The organism is Pseudomonas sp. NFIX49, from assembly GCF_900115915.1.
GTDB lineage: Bacteria > Pseudomonadota > Gammaproteobacteria > Pseudomonadales > Pseudomonadaceae > Aquipseudomonas > Aquipseudomonas pharyngis.
Window position 1 is genome coordinate 216,901 of record NZ_FOYE01000005.1, and the last position, 21,340, is coordinate 238,240.

General features: G+C 58.6%; 18 protein-coding genes and 1 pseudogene. 10 read left to right on the forward strand and 9 right to left on the reverse strand.

Features of this window, described 5'->3' with window-relative positions:
- Position 1 precedes the first annotated feature (1 nt).
- Complete coding sequence (gene glnK, locus BMZ46_RS15930; RefSeq protein WP_002555808.1) at positions 2 to 340, reverse strand: P-II family nitrogen regulator; 339 nt, start codon at positions 338 to 340, stop codon at positions 2 to 4.
- A gap of 398 nt (positions 341 to 738) precedes the next feature.
- Here glnK and BMZ46_RS15935 point away from each other — a divergent pair, with 398 nt between their 5' ends.
- The 3 genes from BMZ46_RS15935 to BMZ46_RS15945 all read left to right on the forward strand — a co-directional run bounded on the left by BMZ46_RS15935 (position 739) and on the right by BMZ46_RS15945 (position 4,213).
- Positions 739 to 999 (forward strand): accessory factor UbiK family protein, encoded by a 261-nt coding sequence (locus BMZ46_RS15935; RefSeq protein ID WP_074690009.1) that lies wholly within the window; start codon positions 739 to 741, stop codon positions 997 to 999.
- Between the two features lie 395 nt (positions 1,000 to 1,394).
- Positions 1,395 to 1,913, forward strand: a complete 519-nt coding sequence (locus tag BMZ46_RS15940; protein ID WP_039765253.1) for a BRO-N domain-containing protein — start codon at positions 1,395 to 1,397, stop codon at positions 1,911 to 1,913.
- An 806-nt stretch (positions 1,914 to 2,719) separates the two neighbouring features.
- Positions 2,720 to 4,213, forward strand: a complete 1,494-nt coding sequence (locus tag BMZ46_RS15945; RefSeq protein WP_074690007.1) for a YifB family Mg chelatase-like AAA ATPase — start codon at positions 2,720 to 2,722, stop codon at positions 4,211 to 4,213.
- Positions 4,214 to 4,318: 105 nt separating this feature from the next.
- Here BMZ46_RS15945 and BMZ46_RS29835 read toward each other — a convergent pair whose 3' ends face one another.
- The 3 genes and pseudogenes from BMZ46_RS29835 to BMZ46_RS15955 all read right to left on the reverse strand — a co-directional run bounded on the left by BMZ46_RS29835 (position 4,319) and on the right by BMZ46_RS15955 (position 7,396).
- Positions 4,319 to 5,179 carry a methyl-accepting chemotaxis protein gene (locus BMZ46_RS29835; protein ID WP_371855392.1) on the reverse strand — a complete coding sequence of 287 codons (861 nt, stop codon included), beginning with the start codon at positions 5,177 to 5,179 and terminating at the stop codon, positions 4,319 to 4,321.
- Positions 5,174 to 6,295 (reverse strand): annotated as a pseudogene (locus tag BMZ46_RS29840) (Cache 3/Cache 2 fusion domain-containing protein); the annotation flags it as partial. The pseudogene BMZ46_RS29840 and the gene BMZ46_RS29835, both read right to left, overlap by 6 nt.
- Before the next feature lie 180 nt (positions 6,296 to 6,475).
- Entirely contained in the window at positions 6,476 to 7,396 is a 921-nt protein-coding gene (locus BMZ46_RS15955; RefSeq protein ID WP_039765247.1) for a LysR substrate-binding domain-containing protein, read from the reverse strand.
- A gap of 158 nt (positions 7,397 to 7,554) precedes the next feature.
- Between BMZ46_RS15955 and BMZ46_RS15960 the strand changes: the two genes are divergently transcribed.
- Complete coding sequence (locus tag BMZ46_RS15960) at positions 7,555 to 8,949, forward strand: NorM family multidrug efflux MATE transporter (RefSeq protein WP_074690005.1); 1,395 nt, start codon at positions 7,555 to 7,557, stop codon at positions 8,947 to 8,949.
- A 42-nt stretch (positions 8,950 to 8,991) separates the two neighbouring features.
- Here BMZ46_RS15960 and BMZ46_RS15965 read toward each other — a convergent pair whose 3' ends face one another.
- The gene (locus BMZ46_RS15965) at positions 8,992 to 10,662 is read right to left on the reverse strand and encodes a putative bifunctional diguanylate cyclase/phosphodiesterase (RefSeq protein ID WP_039765245.1); all 1,671 of its coding nucleotides are present in this window, start codon (positions 10,660 to 10,662) and stop codon (positions 8,992 to 8,994) included.
- A 264-nt stretch (positions 10,663 to 10,926) separates the two neighbouring features.
- Between BMZ46_RS15965 and rep the strand changes: the two genes are divergently transcribed.
- Both rep and BMZ46_RS15975 read left to right on the forward strand, forming a co-directional pair.
- A complete protein-coding gene (rep, locus tag BMZ46_RS15970) occupies positions 10,927 to 12,936 on the forward strand; it encodes a DNA helicase Rep (RefSeq protein WP_039765244.1) in 2,010 nt (669 codons plus the stop codon).
- Positions 12,937 to 12,993: 57 nt separating this feature from the next.
- Entirely contained in the window at positions 12,994 to 13,566 is a 573-nt protein-coding gene (locus BMZ46_RS15975; RefSeq protein ID WP_007920398.1) for a xanthine phosphoribosyltransferase, read from the forward strand.
- A gap of 126 nt (positions 13,567 to 13,692) precedes the next feature.
- Here BMZ46_RS15975 and BMZ46_RS15980 read toward each other — a convergent pair whose 3' ends face one another.
- Positions 13,693 to 15,615 (reverse strand): acetyl-CoA hydrolase/transferase C-terminal domain-containing protein, encoded by a 1,923-nt coding sequence (locus BMZ46_RS15980; protein ID WP_074690003.1) that lies wholly within the window; start codon positions 15,613 to 15,615, stop codon positions 13,693 to 13,695.
- 573 nt (positions 15,616 to 16,188) lie between these two features.
- On the opposite strand from BMZ46_RS15980, the gene BMZ46_RS29090 reads away from it, so the two are divergent.
- From BMZ46_RS29090 to BMZ46_RS15990, 4 genes are all read left to right on the forward strand, one after another.
- The gene (locus BMZ46_RS29090) at positions 16,189 to 16,428 is read left to right on the forward strand and encodes a hypothetical protein (protein WP_134334173.1); all 240 of its coding nucleotides are present in this window, start codon (positions 16,189 to 16,191) and stop codon (positions 16,426 to 16,428) included.
- Positions 16,425 to 17,303, forward strand: coding sequence for an ABC transporter ATP-binding protein (locus BMZ46_RS29095; RefSeq protein ID WP_134334174.1), 879 nt, complete (start codon positions 16,425 to 16,427; stop codon positions 17,301 to 17,303). Before BMZ46_RS29090 ends, BMZ46_RS29095 begins: the two co-directional genes overlap by 4 nt.
- A gap of 189 nt (positions 17,304 to 17,492) precedes the next feature.
- Positions 17,493 to 18,191, forward strand: coding sequence for a hypothetical protein (locus tag BMZ46_RS15985; RefSeq protein ID WP_074690001.1), 699 nt, complete (start codon positions 17,493 to 17,495; stop codon positions 18,189 to 18,191).
- The gene (locus BMZ46_RS15990; RefSeq protein ID WP_074689999.1) at positions 18,184 to 18,903 is read left to right on the forward strand and encodes an AAA family ATPase; all 720 of its coding nucleotides are present in this window, start codon (positions 18,184 to 18,186) and stop codon (positions 18,901 to 18,903) included. Before BMZ46_RS15985 ends, BMZ46_RS15990 begins: the two co-directional genes overlap by 8 nt.
- A gap of 53 nt (positions 18,904 to 18,956) precedes the next feature.
- Here the strand turns inward: BMZ46_RS15990 and BMZ46_RS15995 are convergent, their stop codons facing one another.
- The 3 genes from BMZ46_RS15995 to alr all read right to left on the reverse strand — a co-directional run bounded on the left by BMZ46_RS15995 (position 18,957) and on the right by alr (position 21,265).
- Complete coding sequence (locus tag BMZ46_RS15995; RefSeq protein ID WP_039765242.1) at positions 18,957 to 19,373, reverse strand: c-type cytochrome; 417 nt, start codon at positions 19,371 to 19,373, stop codon at positions 18,957 to 18,959.
- A gap of 181 nt (positions 19,374 to 19,554) precedes the next feature.
- Positions 19,555 to 20,103 (reverse strand): cupin domain-containing protein, encoded by a 549-nt coding sequence (locus BMZ46_RS16000; RefSeq protein ID WP_003229444.1) that lies wholly within the window; start codon positions 20,101 to 20,103, stop codon positions 19,555 to 19,557.
- 88 nt (positions 20,104 to 20,191) lie between these two features.
- Positions 20,192 to 21,265 (reverse strand): alanine racemase, encoded by a 1,074-nt coding sequence (gene alr / locus BMZ46_RS16005; RefSeq protein ID WP_074689996.1) that lies wholly within the window; start codon positions 21,263 to 21,265, stop codon positions 20,192 to 20,194.
- Positions 21,266 to 21,340 lie beyond the last annotated feature (75 nt).

Below are 21,340 nucleotides of genomic sequence, written 5' to 3' on the forward strand. Positions count from 1 at the left end.
TTTAGATCGCGTCGGTATCGGTTTCGCCGGTACGGATGCGGATCGCCTGTTCCAGATTGACCACGAAGATCTTGCCGTCACCGATCTTGCCGGTGTTGGCAGCCTTGGTTATCGCCTCGATAACCCGATCCAGATCCTTGTCGTCGATGGCAACGTCGATTTTCACCTTGGGCAGAAAATCGACCACATACTCCGCGCCGCGATACAGCTCGGTGTGACCCTTCTGCCGACCGAAGCCTTTGACTTCAGTAACGGTAATGCCCTGCACGCCGATTTCGGACAGCGACTCGCGCACGTCGTCCAACTTGAACGGCTTGATGATGGCAGTGACTAGCTTCATGAAACTCTCTCCCGAATTGGTGGACTTGCCCCAGGAAAACAAACCCGACTCAAGTCTAAGCGCAGTGCCTGGCTTTGTAACGCTTCGTTGTCGACGCCAGCTAACCGCTCCAGACGAAACTCCCCGCTCCGTCTGCCGCACTGCATTCGTCACAGCGACTGCATCAGTGCATGGGTCGAGGGTGACTAAGCAGAAAGCTTGCCATCTCGCCAAAAACCACTGATTTCAATCCCTTGGCCGCTGCCACAGATGCCATCACCCAAATGGCACTCCGGATACGCACAACAACGGTGCGTGGCCGTGCATCCCGTTGCGCGAAAAGCGTGCATCCGTGCCTGCGCCAATGACTATAGACACTGCGTGATACACTGCCGGCCATTGTTTCCAGGACATATCCCATGCTCGCGCCCAAAGACTTCCTCGACGCCCTGAGCGGCACCGCCTCCCGCCTGCTCAGCGGCGACACGCCGTTGCCAAAAGCCGAAATCGAAAGCCAGTTCAAGATGCTGCTGCAAAGTGCCTTCAGCAAACTGGACCTGGTGAGCCGCGAAGAGTTTGACAGTCAGATGGTGGTGCTGGCGCGTACTCGCGCCCGGCTCGAGAGCCTTGAGGCGAAGGTGGCTGAGCTGGAAGCGAAGCTGACGCCGCCGGCTGAGTAACACCTCGTGTCTTTGTGAATGCGGCCCCTTGTGGGAGCGGGCTTGCCCGCGAATGAAGGTCGGAACGACCTTCCCGCCATTCAGGATTCGCTGCCGAATCTCGGCAGAATCCTACAGCTTGCAACCCCGCCGTCCGATTGCGTCGTGAAGCCCTGATTCCTATGCTCACCCAATGCTGAATGTTCAGCACTGGGTTTGGCGACCCGGAAAGCTTAAGGCGCACGACAACCATGATGGCGGTTATGTTTACCGCCACATCGAGTCATGGCGGTTGTGCGTGGGAGACCTTCGGGTCTGCCGGGTCCCTTTTGCTCCGGTTCGCCAACCCGCGTACGACTGCCACCCAATTGTTTGGCGACAATTGAGGGCAGCCCTAAAGCAAAAGGAGCTGTTCAATGAATAACGAAGATACGTATCTCACTCCTCAGGTTTTCACCCGCCACAAACTCCACCTTCACGCCCTCCTCATCCAGAACCAACCCTGGTTCTCTGCCCGCGACCTGGGCCGCCTGCTGCACATTTACCTTAACGAACGCATGCTGCGAAAACTCGACCCCGACCAATACCAAACCCGCAAAACCCTGATCCACAACCAGATCGAAAACACCCTCCTGATTAGCGAATCCGGCATCTACGCCCTCCTCGTCTATCACTACTGCCCCGAATACCGAGCGCTACGCGAATGGCTCACCCATCAGGTCATCCCCACCCTGCGCGACGCCCAGCACCCCACAACAAGCGAACGCCCACAGCTAAGCCTGCTGAATTGGCCCGAGATGTCGTTGAGTTTGCTGCACTGGAATAACCAGCCGTGGATTCGGTTGCAGGATGTGCCGTTGATGGTGGTAGAACGGGAACAGTTAAAACACTCACTGATAAGTTCTTGGTGGAGAAAGGCCAGGCAGTTGATCTGAATGCCTTATCACCCATTCAGCAGCGCGACTTATGGTCATTTCAGGTGTGTCACTGAGGTGACCTTTTCGTTTCAAAAATCTTCAACCCGCTACTCCAAAATCCTCCACTCACAGAAGTAGCGTCCTACAAAACACGTCCCCCGCGTCTGATTTCGCTGCACGCTCTCTGGTGGCTATCTTCTGTTGTCATTTCTCTGGACGGTCAATAACATCCAAATCAGAAATCCAATCGCACGAGGTGCGTATGAGCCCAAAAAAGCGAAAGGCAAAGCTACTTCAGGTTGTGGAACTACACCTCGAAGCACTCCGACTGGCTGGAAATATGTCAGCCAATCAACGGAGGTATATTGAAGTCGCCGTTACGTGCGGACCTGAGCTTGAGCCAAGTGGTCTATTGGCAGGCAGAAGATACTGAATCAGAAAAAGAAAAAGGCGTCCGACAGGACGCCTTTTTTGTATTTGGAGGAGTAGTCGCAGCGATTCCTTAGCTCCTGGCTTTATGGCCTTGGGTTCAGAATCCAACGGACTGGCCCGTCGTCACTACTTCAGAGAAACCAGCTTCTCTACTGCCAAAAATGCGGGGGAGCCTTGCTGGTGCCCAGTCCCGACAGATGCGCAATTGCAGTCCTCGAGCGCGAGAATCCTTTAATACTTCTCGAGAGTCAACGCTTCAGCGTGAGTGCATAGGCCCGCACAACCGCTTTCTGATACGTCTTGTAAACCTCTACTCAAACGCTAGAACCCCGCTCAACTACCCTTCAAAAACCCGCAGGAAGCGGCCCCCCGATTCAACTCAAGGAACGACCATGTCCCTCGCCATCGTCCACAGCCGCGCCCAGATAGGCGTGGATGCTCCCGCCGTCACCGTCGAAGTTCACCTGGCCAACGGTTTGCCCTCGCTGACCATGGTCGGCCTGCCCGAAGCGGCGGTGAAAGAGAGCAAGGATCGGGTGCGCAGTGCGATCATCAATTCCGGGCTGCAGTTTCCGGCGCGGCGGATCACTCTGAATCTGGCACCGGCGGATCTGCCCAAGGATGGCGGGCGGTTCGATCTGGCGATTGCGCTGGGGATTCTGTCGGCGAGTGTGCAGGTGCCGACGTTGACGCTGGATGATGTGGAGTGCCTTGGCGAACTGGCGTTGTCCGGCGCCGTGCGGGCGGTGCGCGGGGTGTTGCCGGCGGCACTGGCAGCGCGCAAGGCCGGGCGGACGCTGGTGGTGCCGCGGGCGAATGCCGAAGAGGCGTGTCTGGCGTCGGGGCTGAGGGTGATTGCGGTGGATCATCTGCTGGAGGCTGTGGCGCATTTCAACGGGCATACACCGGTCGAGCCTTATGTCTCGGATGGGCTGATCCACGCAGCGAAACCCTATCCCGACCTGAATGAAGTACAGGGCCAACTGGCGGCCAAACGGGCGCTGCTGATTGCCGCCGCCGGTGCCCACAACCTGCTGCTCAGCGGGCCACCGGGGACGGGCAAGACATTGCTGGCCAGTCGTTTGCCAGGGCTGCTGCCACCGCTGACCGAGAGTGAAGCGCTGGAAGTGGCGGCGATTCAATCCGTCGCCAGCGGCGCGCCGCTGACTCACTGGCCGCAACGCCCGTTCCGCCAACCGCATCACTCGGCTTCCGGGCCGGCATTGGTCGGTGGCAGTTCAAAACCTCAGCCCGGCGAAATCACCCTCGCCCATCACGGCGTGCTGTTTCTCGATGAGCTGCCCGAGTTTGATCGCAAGGTGCTGGAGGTGCTGCGCGAACCGCTGGAATCCGGCTGCATCGTGATCGCAAGGGCCAAGGAACGGGTGCGGTTTCCCGCGAGATTCCAATTGGTGGCGGCGATGAATCCCTGCCCCTGTGGATATCTCGGCGAACCGAGCGGCAAATGCTCGTGCACGCCGGACATGGTGCAGCGCTATCGCAACAAACTGTCGGGGCCGTTGCTGGACCGGATCGATTTGCACCTGACAGTAGCGCGGGAGGCGACAGCGCTGAACCCTGCGGTAAAACCGGGAGAGGACAGCGCCAGCGCGGCCACGCGGGTCGCTGAGGCCCGCGAGCGTCAGCAAAAACGCCAGGGTTGCGCCAATGCGTTTCTCGATTTGCCGGGGCTGAAGAAGCACTGCAAGTTATCCACAGCCGATGAAACCTGGCTGGAGAACGCGTGCGAAAGATTGACCTTGTCGCTGCGCTCGGCGCACCGGCTGCTCAAGGTCGCGCGGACGCTGGCGGATCTCGAAAAGTGCGCAGATATCAGTCGCGAGCATCTGGCCGAAGCGTTGCAGTATCGGCCGGCGACTCAGTAAGTGTCGAGGTCGTGGCGGGCCCAAACGCAAGCAGGCTCGCTCTCACAGGTCCAACAAAAAACCTGTGGGAGCGAGCCTGCTCGCGATAGCTATTTCAGAGACGCCTCACCGGAAGCGGTCGACTTCCTGGCGCAGGTCGGCTGCGAGGCCTTCCAGTTCCTTGGCGGTGATGGCCAGGTTCGATACCACTTCGCGCTGCTCGCTGTTGGCCATCGCGATGCTCTGCAAGTTGCTGCTGAGCAAAGTCGCGGTGCTGCTCTGCTCCTGAGTCGCGGTGGTGATCGCGGCAAACTGCTCACCCGCCGAGCGACTTTGCTCGTCAATGCGCGCCAGCGCCGAAGCGACGTTGGCGTTGCGCGACAGCCCTTCCTGCATCAGCAGATTGCCCTGCTCCATGTTGCTGATGGCGTTGCCGGTTTCCTGCTGAATGCTGTGAATCATGCTGGAAATTTCATCCGTCGCCTGACGGGTACGCGAAGCCAGACTGCGCACCTCGTCGGCCACCACGGCAAAGCCGCGACCCTGCTCGCCGGCACGGGCCGCTTCGATGGCGGCGTTGAGTGCCAGCAGGTTGGTCTGTTCGGCAATCGAGGTGATCACGCTGACGATGCCGCCGATTTCCTGGGAACGCTGACCGAGCGTGTTGATCACGGTCGCGGTGGTGTTCAGTGCGCCGGCAATCTGCTCCAGCGAGGAAGACGCTTCCTCCATCGACGTGCGACCGATCTGGGTCTGCTGGGCGTTTTCCTGGGCAAGACGCTGGGTGTTGCCCATGTTGTCGGCAATGTTCAGCGAAGTGGCGGAGAACTCTTCAACGGCGCCGGCCATGCTGGTGATTTCGCCGGATTGTTGCTCCATGCCTTCATAGGCGCCGCCAGACAGACCGGACAGCGCTTGAGCCCGGCGGTTGACCTCTTCCGAAGCGCGGCGGATGTGCTCGACCATGGTCGACAGTGCCTGACTCATCTGGTTGAACGCGCGAGCCAGCTGACCGATCTCGTCGTTGCTCGACACGCTCAGGCGCACGCTCAGATCACCGGCACCCAGGGCTTCAGCCTGACGCACCAGATCCCCCAAAGGCGCCAGCTTGCTGCGCAGCAACCAGACCACCGAGCCCACCGCCAGCAGCATCGCCAGCAGACTGCCGATGGCCAGCTGAGTGCCGACGCTCCAGGTCACCGCGCGAATCTCCGCCTTCGGCATGCTCGCCACTACCGACCACGGCCCACCCTCGAACGGCACGGCGATGCTGTAAAAGTCTTCGGACTTGTCGCTCCAGAACCGGCCTTTACCCGGCGCTTTCGCCAGATCGTTGATTACCGGAATCGCTTGATCCAGCGCCTGCACGCCCGCCGGGGCCACCAGCCATTGGTTTTTCTCGTCCAGCAATGCCAGCGAACCGGTCTGGCCGATGCGGAAGCGCTTGAGATTGGCGAACTGGGCGTTCTGCGCGTCGGTGTAATCGAAGCCGACAAACAACACGGCAATCACCTTGCCGCTGCTGTCACGCACCGGGGTGTACTGAGTCATGTAGGAACGATCGAACAGCAAGGCGCGGCCAACGTACCCCTGCCCTGCCATCAACTTCGCATAGGCCGGGTGCGCGTGGTCGAGCACGGTGCCGATGGCGCGGGTGCCGTCCTGTTTGCTCAGGGAGGTGCTGACGCGAATGAAGTCTTCGCCGCTGCGCACGAACAGCGTGGCAACGCCCGCCGTCATCTGCTTGAACTCGTCGACTTCCTTGAAGTTGTTGTTCAACACTTCGCTGCCCAGGTGCAGGCCCGGCGTCTGGGTGCCGGCCACGGTCACCGGTTCGCTCGGATGAATGCTCAGGCCGGCGCTGAAGCGCTTCTCGAACAGCCCGCTCAGGCGCTGGGTGCTTTCGCGCAGCGTGCCGTGGAAGGTGCTCAATTGGTCGGCGAGCAGACGCGCTTCACTGGCGAGGTGCTCCTCACGAGTGGCGAGGTTGGCGGTATCCAGCGAACGCAAAGCAAAGACTGTACTGCCGCTGATGACAATCGCCAGTATCACGGCGAGCGCGAGGCCCAGCTGCGAGGCGATCCGAGCGCGAGGTTGAGACATGGACAGCTCCTGGCCGAACTTCCGATCCTCCTTGATCGCAGCTCGGATAATTTTCTAATGGGGGTGAATCGTGGTAACCGGCACGACGGTTCCACATGCACGTATTCGGCGGTAAAACCGAATACTTGAGCGAACAGCAGGGTTATGGCGAAAGGCCGGCATTGTGCAGGCTCGAACGATTCAGCTCAAGCGCGTGACCGCCGGCAGCGTCATGGCGCGGACTTCGCCTTGCAGGAAGTCGCTGAGGCGGCGCAAACGTTCACCTCCCGGACGGGTCTTTGGCCACACCAGGTAATAATTCAGTCCGCTGGCGACCGCCGTCGGCCAGGGCAGACTCAAGCGTCCTTGCGCAACGTCTTCGGCCACCATCAGCAGATCGCCCATGGACACCCCATAGCCACGGGCTGCCGCGATCATGCCCAGCTCCAGGGTGTCGAACACCTGCCCGCCCTTGAGCGACACCTGTTCCGACAGTCCCATGTGTTCCAGCCAACTGCGCCAGTCCCGGCGATCCGGCGTCGGGTGCAGCAGCTCGGCGCTGGCCAGCCGCGCCACGTCCCACGGCTGATCGTTGAGCAGATTTGGCGCGCCAACCGGAATCAGCTCCTCCGGAAACAGCAGGCTGGCTTCCCAGTCCGGCGGGAAATGCCCGTCACTGAGCAACACCGCGCAATCGAATGGCTCGTTGTTGAAGTCCACGGAGTCTACGTCCATCCACGCGCTGGTCAGTTGCACCTCGTTGCCCGGCTGCAAATGGCGGAAGCGACTGAGCCGCGCCAGCAACCAGCGCATGGTCAGGGTCGACGGGGCTTTCATGCGCAGGATGTCATCTTCGGCGCGCAAGGTATTGCAGGCCCGCTCCAACGCGGCAAAGCCATCACGGATGCCCGGCAGCAGCAGGCGCGCAGACTCGGTCAGTTGCAGGTTGCGCCCGCTGCGGTGAAACAAGCGGCAGGCGAAATGCTCTTCGAGCGTGCGGATGTGCCGGCTCACCGCACTTTGAGTGATCGACAACTCTTCGGCTGCCCGGGTGAACGAACTGTGGCGGGCCGCCGCTTCGAATGCGCGCAGGGCATACAAGGGTGGAAGACGACGGGACATGCACAGCGCTCCTATGGCGGGATTGCGCCAACTTAGCAGAATCACGGCAGGATGAGTTTTAATCATGCCATCCATCCTTTTTATCCCTTTGTGCAACCTGCGCCAAACCCTGAGAATCGACAGTCTCTTGCTCCCTCTTTTATAAGGATGTGAACGCCATGCAGCGTCCTGTGCGTACCGAACTCTGGGCCATCCTGCGGCTGGCGGGGCCGTTGATCGCCTCGCAGTTGGCGCACATGCTGATGGTGCTGACCGACACCCTGATGATGGCGCGCCTCAGTCCCGAAGCGCTGGCCGGTGGCGGTCTGGGCGCGGCGAGCTATTCGTTCGTGTCGATCTTCTGCATCGGCGTGATCGCGGCGGTCGGCACTCTGGTGGCGATTCGTCAGGGCGCCGGCGACATCATCGGCGCCGCCCGCCTGACCCAGGCCGGATTGTGGCTGGCGTGGCTGATGGCGCTCGGTGCCGGGCTGCTGTTGTGGAATCTGAAACCGGTGCTCTTGCTATTCGGCCAGACCGAGACCAACGTCAACGCCGCCGGGCAATTTCTGATCGCCCTGCCGTTCGCCCTGCCCGGCTACCTGAGCTTCATGGCCTTGCGCGGCTTCACCAGCGCCATCGGCCGGGCAACGCCGGTGATGGTCATCAGCCTCGCCGGTACGGTGGCCAACTTCCTGCTCAACTACGCGCTGATCACCGGCCTGTTCGGCCTGCCGAAACTCGGGCTGACCGGTATCGGTCTGGTCACGGCGATCGTTGCCAACTGCATGGCACTGGCGCTGGCCTGGCACATTCGCCGGCATCCGGCCTATGACGCCTACCCGCTTCGCGAAGGTCTGTCGCGGCCAAATCGGCAGTATTTGAAAGAACTCTGGCGCCTGGGCCTGCCTATCGGCGGCACCTACGCGGTGGAAGTCGGGCTGTTCGCCTTCGCGGCGCTGTGCATGGGCACCATGGGCAGCACGCAACTGGCGGCGCATCAGATCGCCCTGCAAATTGTCTCGGTGGCATTCATGGTTCCGGCGGGGATGTCGTATGCGATCACCATGCGCGTCGGCCAGCATTACGGCGCCGGGCAATTGAACGATGCGCGGATGTCGGGACGGGTCGGCATCGTCTTTGGTGCGGTGGTAATGCTGGGGTTTGCGATGGTGTTCTGGTTGCTGCCGAATCAGTTGGTCGGTTTGTTCCTCGACCATAACGACCCGGCGTTTGCCGAGGTGATTCGTCTGGCCGTCAGCCTGCTGGCCGTGGCGGCGTGGTTCGAGCTGTTCGACGGCACGCAGACGATTGCCATGGGCTGCATCCGCGGGCTCAAGGATGCCAAGACCACATTCCTGGTCGGGCTCGTTTGCTACTGGCTGATCGGTGCGCCGGCGGCGTGGCTGATGGCGTTCCATCTGCACTGGGGGCCGACCGGCGTCTGGTGGGGTCTGGCGCTGGGGCTGGCCTGCGCGGCGGTGAGCCTGACGCTGGCGTTCGAATGGAAGATGAAGCGGATGATTCGGCTCGAGCCGCAATCTCAAGGCTTCAAGATCGCTCAGCCGGAATGAGTTTCCCTGTGGAAGCAAGCTCGCTCCCACAGGGATTTGAGGCTAAACCACGATACCCAGCGGCGGCTGGCTGGCGTCAACCACCAGATATTCAACCAGTTCCGCCAACGGTAACGGCTTGCTGATCAGGTAACCCTGCACCTGATCACAGCCAAACCCGCGCAACAGATCCAGTTGCTCCCGGGTTTCCACCCCTTCGGCCACCACTTCCAGGTGCAGGTTGTGCGCGAGATTGATCATCGCGTGCACCAGTTTGCGGTTCTCTTCACGCTGCTCCATGCCGCCGACAAAGCTCTTGTCGATCTTCAGCAAGGTGATCGGCAGGCTGTTGAGGTGCACGAACGATGAGAACCCGGTGCCGAAATCATCCAGCGAAAATCGCACGCCGAGGCGACCGAGGGCGTCCATGGTCTGCTTGACCAGATCGCTGCGGCGCATCACGGCGGTTTCGGTGAGTTCGAATTCCAGCCACTGCGCCTCGACGCCGCGCTCGGCGATCAGACGGCTGAGCGTCGGCAGCAACTGGCTGTCCTGAAACTGGCGGAACGACAGGTTGATCGCCATGTGCAGCGCCGGCAGTCCGCGCTCGCGCAACGCCTGCATGTCGCGCAGGGCCCGGGAAATCACCCAGTAACCCAGCGGCACGATCAGACCGCTCTGCTCGGCCAGCGGCACGAATTCGCTCGGTGGTAGCAGGCCGCGTTCGCTGTGGCGCCAGCGCACCAGCGCTTCGAGGCCGACGATCTGGCCGTCCTGCAGGTTCAGGCGCGGCTGGTAATGCAGCTCCAGCTCGTCACGACGCAAGGCCCGGCGCAGTTCGCTTTCGAGGTCGGCCATGCTCCGCGCGTTGCGGTTGATCCGCTCGTTGAAGATGTGAAAGGTGCAGCCCTGAGTGCTCTTGGCCTGCTGCATGGCGATATGCGCGTGCCACATCAGCGGATCGGCGCCACCCTGGGCGCGGGCATGGGCGATGCCCAGGCTGGAGCCAATCAGCAGGCTTTCGCCGTCGACCCAGTAAGGTTCGGCCAGGGCTTCGGTGATGCGTTCGGCCATCCATTCCGCCCGTTGCGGGGCGCGGCGGGTGTCGATCAGCAGGGCGAATTCATCGCTGCCGAGGCGCGCCAGTTGATCGCCGACTTCCAGCTGACTTTTCAGCCGTGCGACGACTTGCAGGATCAGGCGGTCGCCGGCCTGGTGGCCAAGGGCGTCGTTGGCGTGACGGAAGTTGTCGAGATCAAGGTGCCCGAGGGCCAGGCCGCGACCGTCGTTTTCGGCGAGGCGCGCCGTCAGCAGGGTCTGGAAGCCCTGGCGGTTGGCGATGCCGGTCAGCGGATCCTGTTCGGCCAGGCGTTGCAGGGTGTTTTCCAGCACGCCGCGTTCGCGCACATGCCGCAGGCAACGCCGGAGCATGCCGGGATCGAGGGCATCGAACACCAGCCAGTCGCTGACGCCGTCGGGCGCGGTCGCCGGCTCGTGTTCCAACAGCAACACCGTCGGCAGGCTGCAACGGCCGGGCGCCGGCTGCAACGCGGGAACGGTCAACAACACCGCGTGGCGGTTGTCTTCGAACAGGCTGCTGACCGACTCCCAGCTCGGCGCGCTGATCAGCACCGCCGTACTTCCCAACGGCGCCAGACACTCGCGCAATAACGCTGTCCACGCTGGCTCTTCGGCCAGTAGCAGCAAACGCAAGGGTTCGACAGGCGTAGTCAAGCTGACTCCCTAGACTCTGCAATGATGTGGGCGGCGGGCATTATGCCGTTGCGGCAACCAATGACCAAACGACAACGGTTATCAAAACGTTATTTTGTGTCACGAATGAGAACATTAGCCGCAAAATCACCGCGCATCCTGCGTGAAAGTAACAAAACCGGCAAATTTGAATCGCGTGCTGCGTCACAAGTCGGAGAGAGCAGCACAAATCGCTGAGCCTGTTAAAATGCCGGCCCATTTCGTCAACGACTCCCGAATTTTCGTATGTCCCGACTCAATCCCCGGCAGCAAGAAGCCGTGAACTACGTCGGCGGCCCTCTATTGGTGCTCGCCGGTGCTGGCTCCGGCAAGACCAGCGTGATCACGCGCAAGATTGCGCACCTGATCCAGAACTGCGGCATCCGCGCCCAGTACATCGTCGCCATGACCTTCACCAACAAGGCCGCGCGCGAGATGAAAGAACGTGTCGGCACCCTGCTGCGTCCAGGTGAAGGACGCGGGCTGACGGTCTGCACCTTCCACAACCTGGGCCTGAACATCATCCGCAAGGAACATGAACGGCTGGGCTACAAACCCGGTTTCTCGATCTTCGATGAAACCGACGTCAAGTCGCTGATGACCGACATCATGCAGAAGGAATATGCAGGCGACGACGGCGTCGACGAGATCAAGAACATGATCGGCGCCTGGAAAAACGACCTGATCCTGCCGGCCCAGGCCCTGGAAAACGCCCGCAACCCCAAGGAACAGACCGCCGCCATCGTCTACACCCACTATCAGCGCACGCTCAAGGCGTTCAACGCGGTGGACTTCGACGACCTGATCCTGCTGCCGGTGAAACTCTTCGAAGAGCACGCCGACATCCTCGAAAAATGGCAGAACAAGGTGCGTTACCTGCTGGTCGACGAATACCAGGACACCAACGCCAGCCAGTACCTGCTGGTGAAAATGCTCATCGGCAAACGCAACCAGTTCACCGTGGTGGGCGACGACGACCAGTCGATCTACGCCTGGCGCGGCGCGCGACCGGAAAACCTTATGCTGCTCAAGGACGACTATCCGTCCCTGAAAGTGGTGATGCTGGAGCAGAACTACCGCTCCACCAGCCGCATCCTGCGCTGCGCCAACGTGCTGATCTCGAACAACCCGCACGAATTCGAAAAGCAGCTGTGGAGTGAGATGGGCCACGGCGACGAGATCCGCGTGATCCGCTGCCGCAACGAGGACGCCGAAGCCGAGCGCGTGGCCATGGAAATCCTCAGCCTGCACTTGCGCACCGACCGCCCGTACAGCGACTTCGCGATCCTCTATCGCGGCAACTACCAGGCCAAGCTGATCGAGTTGAAACTGCAGCACCATCAGGTGCCGTACCGTCTGAGCGGCGGCAACAGTTTCTTCGGTCGTCAGGAAGTGAAAGACCTGATGGCCTACTTCCGCCTGATCGTGAACCCGGACGACGACAACGCCTTCCTGCGGGTGATCAACGTGCCGCGCCGGGAAATCGGCTCGACGACTTTGGAAAAGCTCGGCAACTACGCCACCGAACGCAAGATCTCGATGTACGCCGCCACCGACGAACTCGGTCTGGGCGAACATCTGGACAGCCGCTTCACCGACCGTCTGTCGCGCTTCAAGCGTTTCATGGACAAGGTGCGCGAGCAGTGCGCCGGCGAAGACCCGATCTCCGCCCTGCGCAGCATGGTCATGGACATCGACTACGAGAACTGGCTGCGCACCAACAGCTCCAGCGACAAGGCTGCGGACTACCGGATGAGCAACGTCTGGTTCCTGATCGAAGCCTTGAAGAACACCCTGGAAAAAGACGAAGACGGCGAAATGACCGTCGAGGACGCCATCGGCAAACTCGTCCTGCGTGACATGCTGGAACGTCAGCAGGAAGAGGAAGACGGCGCCGAAGGCGTGCAGATGATGACCCTGCATGCGTCCAAGGGCCTGGAATTCCCCTACGTGTTCATCATGGGCATGGAAGAGGAAATCCTCCCGCACCGCTCCAGCATCGAAGCCGACACCATCGAAGAAGAACGCCGCCTGGCCTACGTGGGCATTACCCGCGCGCGCCAGACCCTCGCGTTTACCTTCGCCGCCAAGCGCAAACAGTACGGCGAGATCATCGACTGCGCGCCAAGCCGCTTCCTTGATGAGCTGCCGCCGGACGACCTGGCCTGGGAAGGCAACGACGACACACCGACCGAAGTCAAAGCCGTGCGGGGCAACAGCGCACTGGCTGATATACGCGCGATGTTAAAGCGCTAGAATTGACCACTTTTTACTAGACCTTCGGCGCACAAAGCGCCAAATGAGGACAGCTTCATGGAAGCATTGCACCAGAAAATCCGCGAACAAGGCATTGTGCTTTCCGACCAGGTCCTGAAGGTCGACGCCTTCCTGAACCACCAGATCGACCCGGCCCTGATGAAGCTGATCGGCGACGAATTCGCCTCGCTGTTCAAGGATTCCGGCATCACCAAGATCGTCACCATCGAAGCCTCGGGCATCGCCCCGGCGATCATGACCGGTCTGAACCTCGGCGTGCCGGTGATCTTCGCCCGCAAGCAACAGTCCCTGACCCTGACTGAAAACCTGCTGTCGGCGACCGTTTACTCGTTCACCAAGAAAACCGAAAGCACCGTGGCCATCTCCCCGCGTCACCTGACCAGCAGCGACCGTGTGCTGATCATCGACGACTTCCTGGCCAACGGTAAGGCGTCCCAGGCGCTGATCTCGATCATCAAACAGGCCGGCGCCACCGTCGCGGGCCTGGGCATCGTGATCGAGAAGTCGTTCCAGGGTGGCCGTGCGGAGCTGGATTCGCAGGGTTATCGCGTCGAGTCGCTGGCTCGCGTGAAATCGCTGAAGGATGGCGTGGTTACCTTCATCGAGTAAGCAACACTGCATTACCTCTGTGGGAGCCAGCCTGCTGGCGATGGCGTCGTGTCAGTCAACATCTTCAGGACTGGCGGATAGCAATCGCCAGCAGGCTGGCTCCCACAGTTGCTTCGGGTGTTGGAGTTATTGCGCGGTAGCTTTGAGGCCAGTGAGGAGCAACCGCTGAAACAGGTCTTCCTTCAGACCTTCCGGATCAGTGAGCTGCATGCGCGCCAGATGCTCCGGATACAGTGAAGCCTCTGGCGCATCCAGCGCGGCCTTGCCCAGTTCCAGAATCTCCGTCAGCTTGAATTTGCTCTTGAGCCAGTTCAGCGCCCGCAACAGATCCTTTTCGACCTCCGTGAAATCGCAGCCCAGCGGATACTCCGGAAACAGGTTCGGATGCCGTGCGGCAATCGCCTGCAAGCGTTGCGGGGTGTTGTCGGTAAAGCGCGGATCGAGACGGAAATCCTTCGGCAGCTTGCCGACCTTCTGCGCCTGCTCGATCAGGCCCTGCTGGAAGCGCGAGTCGCTGATGTTCAACAGCGCTTCGATCACCACCGCATCCGACTTGCCGCGCAAATCGGCGATACCGTACTCGGTGACCACGATGTCGCGCAGGTGCCGCGGAATCGTGCAGTGGCCGTACTCCCAGACAATGTTCGAACTGACATCGCCGCCGGATTCGCGCCAACTGCGCAGCAGCAGAATCGAACGCGCATCGTGCAGCGCATGGCCCTGGGCAACGAAGTTGTACTGGCCGCCGACGCCGCTGAGCACCCGCCCGTCTTCCAGTTGATCCGCCACCCCGGCACCCAACAGGGTCATGGTGAACACAGTGTTGATGAACCGCGCATCCAGGCGTTGCAGACGCTTGAGTTCTTCCTGACCGTACAGTTCGTTGATGTAGCTGATGCGAGTCATGTTGAATTCAAGGCGTTTGCTCAGCGGTAACTCACGCAAGCGCTCATAGAAACTGCGCGGCCCGAGGAAGAAACCGCCGTGGATCGAGATGCCATCGGTTTGCGCCGCCTCGTCGAGGGTCCCGGCGTTGGCCTGCTGCTGGGTCTGCACATCCGGGTAGACCTTGCGCCGGATGATCCCGGCTTCGGCCAGCACCAGCAGGCCGTTGACGAACATTTCGCTGCAACCGTACAGGCCTTTGGCGAAGGGTTCGATGCCGCCCTCGCGTTCGATCAACTGCGCCCATTGGCTGAGGTTCACATCGGCCAGCAAGTCCTGGTATCCGGCGTTGTCGGCCTGACGCGCCAGCAACGCGGCGGTCAGCGCATCGCCCATCGAGCCGATACCGACCTGCAAGGTGCCGCCATCGCGTACCAGGGTACTGGCGTGCAAACCGATGAAATGATCCTGAAAGCCGACAGGCATGTTCGGTGTGGAAAACAGCGTGCTGCTGTCCTTCTCGTCGATCAGCAGGTCGAAGGTATCGATGTCGACTTCGGCGTCGCCCGGCATGTACGGCAGCTCGGTGTGCACCTGGCCGACCAGCAGAATGGTCTCCCCCGCCGCCCGGCGTTTGGCGATCATCGGGAACAGGTCGAGGGTGATGTCCGGGTTGCAGCTCAGGCTCAGGCGATCGGGATGTTCGCTACTGCTGGCGAGCAACTGCGCCACCAGGTTCAGCCCGGCGGCGTTGATGTCGCGGGCGGCGTGACTGTAGTTGCTGCTGACGTAATCCTGCTGGGCCGGCGCGCTGTTGAGCAGGCTGCCGGGCTGCATGAAGAATTGTTCGATGCGGATGTTGGACGGCAGGCTGTCGCGGTGCAGGTCGGCGAGGAATTCCAGTTCCGGATAATCGCCGAACACCCGCTCGACGAAGGGTTCGATGAAGCGCTTCTGCAAACCGTCGCCCAGGGCCGGACGGCCGAGGCACAAGGCGGTGTAGATCGTCAGCTGCCGTTCGGGCAACCCGGCCACCCGCCGGTACAGCGCGTTGACGAAAGGATTGGGTTTGCCCAGCCCCAGCGGCAGGCCCATGTGGATATGCGCCGGCAACCGCGCCAGCACGTCGTCCACTGCCTGTTCGATCGAACACAACTGCACCATCTGAAGCCTCCTGCCCGTTCCGTGAATAGGGGTAGACCGAGCTTGCCGGGGATTTACTTCAGAGGGAAGGCAATTAGTGCGAAAAAAATAGGAGAGTGCGATGTTGGTGCAAGCACATCCAAAAAACATCCAACAATAACAATGCATTAACGATACCGAGAGAATCATCACACAAGCCTGCAGCCTCTTTCCCACATTGATTCCAATTTAATCGCGCAGAACTTCAGGACACTTCTGAATTGAAGTTATCTGAGTTCCAGCTAGCATTAAAAACGTAACACTTCGTTAGCAATCAATGCCTTTAGACCAACATAAATTTATCCGAACAATTTATGGAGATCGATTTTTTAGCAATCCGTAGTGCGTGGACACGCATTCTAAATTCAAGCGAACCTATATCAACGTTGGCAATTCAAGCATTCAGCAACTTGAGTGCAGCCAGCAGCGGTTCGCGCCCATGCGCTAGTTGCTGCTCACAATGTTGGCAAGGATGCTGCTACCCGACTTACATGTAGTCATGAGCCAAGGGCGGTCAATACGTGCCGCCCTTTCACTTGCTTCAGGATTTTTATATTGAAAACGCCGATTGAATTTTTAACTGAGCCCTTGAACCGCCACCGAAGCCTGACCACAGACTGCCCGGCATGGCCATACCTGCCTTACTATATTTACCATATCGAAAATAAACTTCCAAAAGCATCCGGAAGCGCCCTGGAAACTCAGCCAGGTTCACTACTCGGTTCCATTGGTTTGATTGACCATAACTACGAGCTTCCATTTCGTCCGCACCAAATGGAATTTATCAAACCATGAAAAGCAATCTAATACTTTGCTGCTTCGGCCTGGGCGTCTCAGCTCTAACAAGCGCATCGCCTTACTTAATCGGAAATTCAATTAATTTATATCTATCCCACGATCGCTTATATTTATATGTGCTCGCTGGTGCTTCGCTTTTCATCATCGCGACGCCACCCTTGAAACTAGCAGCCAACATATATCTACAAAAGACTTCTGCCAAGACAAGGTACATTCTGAAAAAAACAATTTTAACTCGCCTGGGAAGCAAAGCATCCATACATACAAGAAACCCAGGTGAGCAGATCGAACTCATCGACGGAGATGTTGACGGCTCTTTGTATCTATACCATTCGGTTTTCTTTGACACCTCACTCAACTTCAGCATCATAATCTTCGCATTGATTATAACGACTCACTATCATCCACTTTTGGCGCTCGCCCCCCTTAGCGGCCTGATATATGCCTCATCTGCATATTTTATAACCCGGAGAAACAGCGCCACCCTTTTTGAAGAATATGTAAAAGAAAACACCGTTACAATAGGGGCAATCTGTGCGCATTTATACAATGCCGAACCATACAACGACAGAGTCAAGCTGAGCATCAAACACATTGAACGCCTCGCTTTTCGTTCAAGCCTAAAAGCATCATCCTTCGAATCCATTTCAGGAACATGCTATTTGGTAGCGATAGTTTTTTTATTCTTGATATCTGCTCACTTATTAAGCGAAAGCACTTTGACAACAGGCGCTATCTTTGCCTCAGCCATCTACCTCGAACGTGTGCTCAGCCCGACAACTTCGCTTCTATCCATATACTATTCAAGCAGAGAGGCCGCTTATCGCCGCCACCGGATTCTAAGCTACAAATTGCAGTATGAGGGGCATTAAATTATGTTTATGTGCTTGCAAAAAAATTTAATATTATTTTTATTTTCAACAATGTGCCTGACTTTAGCAGCTGTATGCCAATTGCTAATACCATCGATCGTTGCCAAGGGACTTACAGCTCTCAGTAGTGGTGCTTTCAGCACTAATCTGTACCTAGTTCTCACCACTATTTTTTTAGCGAAGCTCGCAATGCAAACTCTGGGTAACTCAATGGCAGCGCTTATGGAAGCAAAATCTCGCTTTTTACTCATTAATTTCGTTGTGCATGATAAAAGGCCTTATCCGTTAAGCTTTCGCGTGACGATGATCAAAGAAGATGCCGAGAAAATTGCTTCAGTCCTTCATGACTCAACTCATCTGGCAGGATCTTGTATTTTGACTTTTGCCACAGCCTATATCTTACTTCGTGAAAACGCTTATTTTTTCATCCCTCTGATACTCATCACTGCGTTGACTTGCGTGCAGTTGATATATGCCAAACCCAAAATCCAGAGTCTGTATAAAGCCGAAATGGTCAATGAAGACCTGTATAAGGAATCACTCATCAGCACTTTCAGCTCCCCCACAATTGATGACCAAAATTCTCAAGCACTTATCACCAGCTGTAATGAACGTCTGAAGAATACAATACGAGCACGCTACAAATATCAAAAAGCCAACGCCATTCAATGCTTCTGGCCGGAAATGGCGATCTCGGCCGGGACAGTATCGGTCGTTATTTTCAGCGCCACTGCTACGCCTGAATTATTCGGCGAGCGTCTTATTGCCTGCCTTGGTTACGTCGGAATTTTTACCATGGCTAGCACGAGCTCAATAAGACTTGGCATAACGATGATTGGAGTAAGGGTATCCGTCAGTAGAATATTCGGGGAGCACCAATATGAATGATTTATTCATCCAGCAGATACGACTAAAGCCAGACAGAGTGGCGGCTCATTTTTTACGCGACCTTTTTCCGCTTCCATTCAGTAACAGAATTACCGTATTTATCGGAGAAAATGGTTCTGGAAAGTCCACCCTGCTTGAAGCACTTGCCATCAGTTTGGGATGCAATCCAGAAGGCGGTGGGAAGAACTTTAATTTCTCGACCGAGAACACTCACTCGAATATGCACGAAGCCCTGACGCTTTCAAAAGGCTACCGAAAGGAGAAGGACGTTTTTTTCTACAGAGCAGAAACCTTCTATAACTTGAACACTGCGATCCGCAAGCTTGACGCAGAGGCGAGCTTTGATCCCGAAATAAAGGCCTACTACGGCGGCGAGGATATGCATTGCATGTCGCACGGTGAAGCAATGGAGGCGCTGTTTCGAAACCGATTCAAAGCCCAGGGACTGTACGTTCTAGATGAACCGGAAGCGTCGTTATCCCCATTGAGGCAATTGGTGTTCATCAACCGAGTAATGGAGCTATCGCGCAAGGGTGCACAGTTCATCATTGCCACTCACTCACCGCTCATTATGTCGATCCCGGGATGTGATCTGAGACAGATTTCGGAAGGGCGCTCCGAAGCAATAGCCCCAGCAGATACTGATGCTTACGCGGTGTACAAAGCCGTGCTGAATTCTTCCGGTGCCTTTATCGCGAAAAGCACACAGTGATATTGCAGACAAAAAAACCGTCCGAAGACGGTTTTTTTCGTCAGAAGCGCGGCTTATTTCAGGCCGGACATCTTCTGGATCGCGCCCTTGAGCTCTTCATCGGAGCAGTCGGCGCAGGTGCCTTTTGGCGGCATCGAGTTGATGCCGGTGATGGCCTTGGCCAGGATGCCGTCGAGGCCGCCCTGGTGGTCGGCGCGCTCTTTCCAGGCCGCGGTGTCACCGATTTTCGGTGCGCCCAACAGGCCGGAGCCGTGGCAAGCGTTGCAATGTTTGGCAATCACTTCGTCCGGCGTCTTGGCGCCGCCACCGCCGCCTGCCGAAGCAGCGACTTCCATCCCCTTGCACTCTTGCCCCTGAACACACACCTGGCCGACAGGCTCGAGGCGTTTGGCAATGTCGTCATTCGTCGCAGCTTGAGCGCTGACAGCCCAGAGGGCCAATACGGTTGCTGGTGCAGCCAGCATTTTCATAATTAGGTTCACGCGTTCACCCTCAATGGTGGCTATTCACGCCTGCGGCCACGGTTCGCAGGCGGGCGCAAGTATAGCGGTTACCCCGCTTCACTGAAACAACCCCAAATTCGAAGGGGTTATATCGCGCTGTGGAAAAACGTTTCGGGTGCCTTCGCCGTATGGCCTGGCGCCTCTTTGTTTAAAAATTCGCCGGCGTGGCTGCGCTGATTAGTCGCGCCGGTGCATCGAACGGATTACGGAAACGATGCGGCTTGGTACTTTCAAAGTAGTAGCTGTCGCCGGCTTCGAGGATAAAAGTTTCAAGGCCTACCACCAGCTCCAGGCGCCCTTCCACCAGAATCCCGGTTTCCTCGCCTTCGTGGGTGAGCATTTCTTCGCCGGTGTCGGCGCCCGGCGGGTAGATTTCATTGAGGAACGCGATGGCCCGACTAGGGTGCGCGCGGCCGACCAGCTTCATGGTCACGGCGCCGTCGGAAATGTCGATCAGCTCGTTGGCCTTGTAGACGATCTGGGTCGGTTTTTCCTGCAGGATCTCTTCGGAAAAGAACTCGACCATGGACATGGGAATCCCGCCCAGAACCTTCCTCAGCGAACTGATCGAAGGACTGACGCTGTTCTTTTCGATCATCGAAATGGTGCTGTTGGTGACGCCCGCGCGCTTGGCGAGTTCACGCTGGGAAAGCCCTTTGAGCTTGCGGATCGATTGCAGTCGTTCACCGACGTCCAAGGCTGGAGCCTCCTGATGTTGTAGAAATATTGAGCGTTATCATGGCGACAGCGTTCAGTATTTACAACACTTGGGCCCCGCTAGCGCTTCAACCCTCGGAATAGAGCCTTGGCACCCGGCGCAGGTTGCAGAAGATCTGGTACGGAATGGTGTCCGCCCACTTCGCCACATCGCTGGCGAGGATGTTCTTGCCCCACAGCTCGACGGTCGAACCGAGGCCGGCCTGCGGTACGTCAGTCAGGTCGATGCACAGCATGTCCATCGACACCCGCCCAAGAATGCGGCTGCGCTGGCCGGCCACCAGCACCGGGGTGCCGGTCGGCGCCTGACGCGGATAACCATCGGCATAACCCATAGCGACCACGCCGATGCGCATCGGCTTGTCGGTGATGAATTTCGCACCGTAGCCCACCGGTTCGCCGGCCGGCAGTTCACGCACGCTGATGACTTTCGACTCCAGCGTCATCACCGGTTGCAGGCGCTCGGCCACGGCGTTGGCTTCTTCGAACGGGGTGGCGCCGTAGAGCATGATGCCCGGGCGCACCCAGTCGCTGTGAATCTGCGGCCAGCCCAGCACCGCCGGCGAGTTGCGCAGGCTGACTTCGGCCGCCAGGCCCTGACGCGCGGCTTCGAACACCGCGACCTGATCGGCGCTGCTCTGCTCGTGCAGTTCATCGGCCCGGGCGAAATGGCTCATCAGCACGACTTTCGCTACTTTGCCGCTGGCCAGCAGACGCTGGTAAGCCGCCGGGTAATCCTTGGGATGCAGGCCCACGCGATGCATGCCCGAATCGAGCTTCAGCCACACGGTGATCGGCTTGCTCAACGCCGCCTGCTCGATCGCTTCGAGCTGCCACAGCGAATGCACCACGCACCAGAAATCGTGCTCGACGATCAGCGCCAGCTCATCGGCCTCGAAAAAACCTTCAAGCAGCAGCACTGGCGCGCGAATCCCGGCGGCACGCAGTTCCAGGGCTTCTTCGATGCATGCCACCGCGAAGCCGTCCGCTTCAACCTCCAGCGCCTGGGCGCAACGTACCGCGCCATGGCCGTAGGCATCGGCCTTGATCACCGCCAGTGCCTTGGCACCGGTGACTTCACGGGCGATACGGTAGTTGTGACGCAGGGCTTGAAGGTCGATCAGGGCACGGGCAGGACGCATGGCAGCAGACTTCTTGGCGGTCATGGGAATAAAAACCGGCGCTGGCTGACGGCGTGAACCGCCAACAGCACCGGG